This is a genomic window from Nitrosomonas communis (assembly GCF_900114745.1).
Classification (GTDB): Bacteria; Pseudomonadota; Gammaproteobacteria; order Burkholderiales; family Nitrosomonadaceae; genus Nitrosomonas; species Nitrosomonas communis_A.
The window spans coordinates 1-2,928 of record NZ_FOUB01000151.1 but is presented as its reverse complement, the minus strand read 5'-3'; the positions used below and the strand labels follow the sequence as shown (position 1 = coordinate 2,928).

General features: G+C 52.2%; 4 protein-coding genes. All 4 read left to right on the top strand.

The genetic code is table 11. From position 1 onward, the window contains the following. Positions 1-555, top strand: a 555-nt coding sequence (locus BM122_RS25680) for a con-10 family general stress protein (RefSeq protein WP_256212267.1), incomplete at its 5' end; no start/stop codon positions are given. 121 nt (positions 556-676) lie between these two features. Next, positions 677-1,600 (top strand): isoaspartyl peptidase/L-asparaginase family protein, encoded by a 924-nt coding sequence (locus BM122_RS20875; protein WP_083398648.1) that lies wholly within the window; start codon positions 677-679, stop codon positions 1,598-1,600. Next, positions 1,587-2,492, top strand: a complete 906-nt coding sequence (locus BM122_RS20870; RefSeq protein ID WP_074907556.1) for a cyanophycinase — start codon at positions 1,587-1,589, stop codon at positions 2,490-2,492. The genes BM122_RS20875 and BM122_RS20870 overlap by 14 nt, the downstream gene beginning before the upstream one ends. Positions 2,493-2,749: 257 nt before the next feature. After that, positions 2,750-2,928: Aca2/YdiL-like domain-containing protein (locus BM122_RS26460; protein WP_143083588.1), on the top strand; the 179-nt coding region annotated here is incomplete at its 3' end.

Below are 2,928 nucleotides of genomic sequence, written 5' to 3'. Positions count from 1 at the left end.
ACCGCGGAGCTGGCAGATAACGATGGCTGGCGGATGCTTATCATGCTGGCTGAAAAGATGGGTATGGAGGATATGGCTCGGGATTTCCAGCAGGCGTTACGGGAAGAAGACGAGCATCTTGCTCATATTCGTCAGTGGTTTAAGGAGTCCGTCCTAAAAGATACGATCGAAACTTCAGATAGAGGGAAGGAAAAAACCGGTGGTGAGGGCGGGCATATTGATAAACGAGGGTTTGCTTCCATGGATGAAGATAAGCAGCGAGAAATAGCCAGCAAGGGCGGCAAAGCAGCCCATGAAAAAGGCACTGCGCATGAGTTTGATTCAGAGGAGGCTCGGGAAGCAGGCCGAAAAGGCGGTGAGACAGTCAGCAAGGACAGAGAACACATGGCTGATATCGGTCGGAAAGGCGGTGAATCAGTCAGCAAGGATAGAGAGCACATGGCTGACATCGGCCGTAAAGGGGGTGAATCAGTCAGCGAGGATAAGAAACATATGTCCGAGATTGGTCGGAAAGGTGGTAAAAGCAGCCATGGTGGCGGTAGGCATGATGAGTAGGAAGCCAGCGGGTAGCCCCAGAGCCATTAGGAACAGCTGCTTTCTAAAGTGAACTTTTAATTATTATATAGCTGATCCCATACAAAATGCTTCAAAGTGCATTGGTTCACAGGAGAGACAGATGCGAGCATCCGCCCAAGTGAAATTCGCGATCATGGTACATGGAGGGGCCAAACTCGTGCCTCCTGCAAAAGAGCAGGCCAACCTTGATGGGGTACAAAGGGCGCTTAAAGCCGGACACCAGATCCTTCAAGCCGGAGGTAACGCCCTTGATGCTGCCGAAGCCGCTCTTCGTGTGCTTGAGGATGATCCTGCCTTCAATGCTGGATACGGTTCGAGTCTGAATGAGAGCGGCGAGGTGCAATTGGACGCCGCCATGATGAATGGCGAAGACCTGCAGATTGGTGCAGTCGGTTTCGTGCAGGGTGTCAAGCATCCGGTATCCATCGCACGTGCCATCCTGAAGAAGGAATCCACATTGATCACTGGCAAAGGGGCCCACAAATACGCTAAAGAACAGGGTCTGGAGCTGTGCGACAACGACAGCCTGATCACTGCAGAGCAGATTAAAAAACTGCAGGAAAAACAAAAAGGAAATGACACTGTGGGCTGTGTGGCTCTCGACCAGAAGGGCAACCTTGTGGCGGCTACCTCCACCGGAGGACTGACCGGAACTCCTGTAGGGCGCGTTGGGGCCTCCCCACTCGCAGGCTGTGGCTTCTACGCAGAAAACGCCGTTGGTGCTGTGGTCCTCTCCGGAGATGGAGAGAAGGTCATGCGCTACCGCCTGGACAGCCGCATCATGGAAAAACTCGCTACGGTCGGTCCTGAAATTGCAGTCTCCAGCCTGGTTCGGGAGATGCATGAGCGCATAGGAGGCGAAGCCGGGGGGCTGGTATTATCCCCCGAGGGCGATTGTGGCTGGTTCCACAATAGCAGTCACTTCCCATGCGCGTTCATCACCTCAGAGATGAAAGCACCCAGGGTGTACCTGAAAAAGAGCGAAGAAAAGGAGCAGGAGGAGAAAATTCATGCCCAGCCATAAACAACGCAAAGAAGATAGAGTGGGAACCCTGATCATCATTGGAGGCCACGAGGACAGAGAAGGAAAGTGCGAGATCCTCAAAGAAGTTGCGAGACGGGTCGGGAAAGGCAAGCTGGTGGTCACTACCGTCGCCTCCCAGGAACCAGAAGAGTCCTTCGAGGATTACCGCAAGATTTTTCAGGACCTGGGCCTGAAAGGCGTGGCGCACCTTAACGTGAATCAACGGGCCGATGCGGACTCCGAGGAAAACGGAAAAGTGCTGCAGGATGCCAGAGGCCTCTTTTTTACCGGAGGAGACCAGCTGCGCATTACCAGTCTGATCGGAGAAACCCATATGGAAACCCACATCCACAACCTCTTTGAATCAGGCGGAGTAATCTGCGGAACAAGCGCCGGGGCTTCAGTGATGTGTGAGACCATGATGATTGAATCTGAAGGAGGCGAATCTCACCGCATCGGGCATTTGCGCATGGCTCCGGGTCTGGGCCTTATTCGGGACGTCGTCATCGACCAGCATTTTGCCGAACGGGGCCGCATGGGGCGCCTCCTCGGGGCCGTCGCGCAGAACCCCCGTGTCCTTGGCATCGGCCTTGATGAGGACACTGTCATCGTGGTGGAAGAACTCTGCTATTTCACGGTGCTTGGAGAGGGTGCAGTCTACGTGGTCGATGGAAGTTGCATTACCCACAGCAACATCGCTGAAGAGGCCGAAGACCATATCCTTTCCCTCTTTGACGTGAAACTGCATGTGCTCAGCACAGGAGACACCTTTGACCTTAAAGAACGCCGCCCCCTAAACGCCTACCAACCGGGGCCTGGCACTAAACTTGAAAATTCAAACTCCATTCCTGAAATCGAGAATCCTCAAAAAACCTCTGCAGCAGGTGACTGAGTTGTGCTCCCTATCACGCGAGGTGAGGATGTATGCCCAGAACTGCTGAGAGACTATTTGTCTGCTAATAGCAAAAAGACGCTACGTTAATCCAGAACTCACAAATTCCAAACAGTTCCTTACAATGGAACGTTGCCTTTTTCCCATAATTCGCGTCTCCGGTGCAGTAATTGGTTAGTGGAAAGTCTTGACTAAGTAAGCATAGCTTAGGCCGAATATTTGTTTGTTTTATCGGATGTGTCGTATAAACACATCCGATTAGAACCGGATCTTTTGGCTTTATACATGGCCTGATCCGCGGATTCAAGCAGAGCGATGGCATTTTTGCTCGTCACTGGCAACATTGGGAAGCTGGAAAGTATAGTGTACCTGATGATGTCGCTGAAAAAATGAATGCACTAACAGATCGCAAAATGAGTATGATTGAGACTTGCGA